Source organism: Terrisporobacter muris (assembly GCF_024621905.1).
GTDB lineage: Bacteria > Bacillota > Clostridia > Peptostreptococcales > Peptostreptococcaceae > Terrisporobacter > Terrisporobacter muris.
Window position 1 is genome coordinate 1 of sequence record NZ_JANKBY010000467.1, and the last position, 2,190, is coordinate 2,190.

1 protein-coding gene is annotated in these 2,190 nt (G+C 31.4%); it reads left to right on the forward strand.

Features of this window, described 5'->3' with window-relative positions; genetic code table 11:
• The coding region (locus NSA58_RS19275; protein WP_257560873.1) for a tetratricopeptide repeat protein at positions 1-2,055 on the forward strand (2,055 nt) is incomplete at its 5' end.
• Positions 2,056-2,190: the final 135 nt, after the last annotated feature.

Consider the following 2,190-nt stretch of genomic DNA (forward strand, 5'->3'; position numbering starts at 1 on the left):
ATGTCAAAAAAGCAATTAAAAAAGGACAAAAATAAATTCATTAAATTAAAACAAAAAGAAATTACCGCTAGAAATAAAGCGTTAAAGAAAGACGTTCAAAATAAAATAGAGCTGTTGAGTCTTGATAAAAGCGAACTACCAGATTTGGAAGATAAGATAGAAAGAAGCGGACCTAGAGGATATGTTTTAAAGATTTTAAAAGATATTATAGATGACATTAATCTAGGTTGTACCGATGACAAAGAAATAATACCTGTAGCACAACTTTTAATAAAATTTGCAGAAAAACCTAGTGAAGTATATAGTGAATTATTAGACCTTGCTAACATAAACTTATCTAAACAGCAAAAAAAATTGATGAATAAGAGTAATGTTAGTCTAAATCTTACAGAAAGAGTTTTGCTAAAAAATAGAATGCAAGGAATACTAATGGAATATCAATTTAAGGATCTAAGCACAGCAAATATAGATTATAGTGGTATTCGAGTTTTCTTTGAAACTGCATACAGATTGATTTTAGTTGGGCTAGAAGATAGAAAAATTCTTGGAATAGATATTTACTTGGGGTATGGAGATATAATCTTTGATTTAATTGTAGAGTATGATGGTGAGAATCACTCTAAGTACAACATAAACCATAACACGTTCATATATATTGGTTGGAAACCTCTTGATAATTTATACAATACATATACTATTTATAAGAATAAATTCAAAAACTTCAGCGAAGGTAGTGTGCAATCATTAGCTACTGCAACTGATATGGGTAAAGAATATGAGTCAAGAAACAATGGTAAAGAATTAATATCTTACAGTGGGGTTGTGCTTAACTATATATGTCCATTCGAATCTGAATTAAAGAATCTAATTTCAAAAAAGTTCAATTTAGATAAAGATAATCTTAAGCTAGTAAAGGCTATTAATTATCTTAAAAAAATTAATAATCAATTATTATCTGATGAAAAAACAATAGATACTTTACATAAAGTTAGGTCATTAAGAAACAAAGTTGCTCATGGTAAGCCAGCGACATATGATGAATATAGGTATATCTATAATTCACTACTATTAAGTGGTATTTTAGAATGTTTAAATAAAGAGCTTGCAAATATCAATAATAACATAGATGATTCAGTTTCTACTTATAGAGAAGATGTATGTTTTAAAAATCATGATATTAAACCAGGTTACGAAGTAGTATTCAATTCGCTTACTAGAGCTGCTCATAAAGGTGACTCTGAATCTCAGACTACTTTAGGAGCCCTGTACATGGATGGAGATATAGTAAAACAAGATTTTCAAGAGTCAGCTAAGTGGCTCACTAAAGCAGCTAATAAAGGTCGAGCAGATGCTCAAACTCTTTTGGCAGGTATGTATTTATTTGGTCAAGGTTTTAAACAAGATGATGAGAAAGCTGCTAAATGGTATTCAAAGGCTGCTGAACAAGGTAATGCAGTAGCACAAGGTTACTTAGGAAACATGTACTGTCTTGGTCGTGGCGTTAAGCAAGACACAAAAAAAGGTATTGAATTATTAATTAATTCTGCCAACCAAGGGAATGAAGAAGCTCAACACGCATTAGGAGAGATGTATTCCTCTGGTCAGGGCGTTAAACAAGATATTAAAGAAGCTGTCAAGTGGTACTTAAAAGCCGCTACAAAAGGATATGCTAAGTCTCAATACACACTAGGAGAGATATATTCCTCTGGCGAGGGTGTTAAGCAAGATATCAAAGAAGCTGTCAAGTGGTACTCAAAGGCTGCTGAACAAGGTGATGAAGACGCTCAACTTTCCTTAGGAGCTTTATATTACAATGGTGATGGAGTTAAGGCAGATACTAAAAAGGGTATTCGATTATTTAAAAAAGCTGCTGAACAAGGTAATTTAAACGCTCAATACCTATTAGGAGATATATATTCCTCTGGTAAGGGTGTTAAGCAAGATATCAAAGAAGCTGTCAAGTGGTACTCAAAGGCTGCTGAACAAGGTGATGAAGATGCTCAAAATCGTCTAGATGAGCTAAAAAAACAAAATATGCTTAGTTATCAATACTAAACTTTATTTATAGAAAAATAAGTTGCAACTAAAAAATTAACGGGTTTACTCTTGGGGTGAAAATTTTTAAATTACAATTAAAATAGGCTAGTATATATTACTAGTCTATTATTACATTCAATTCATCTTTTATAC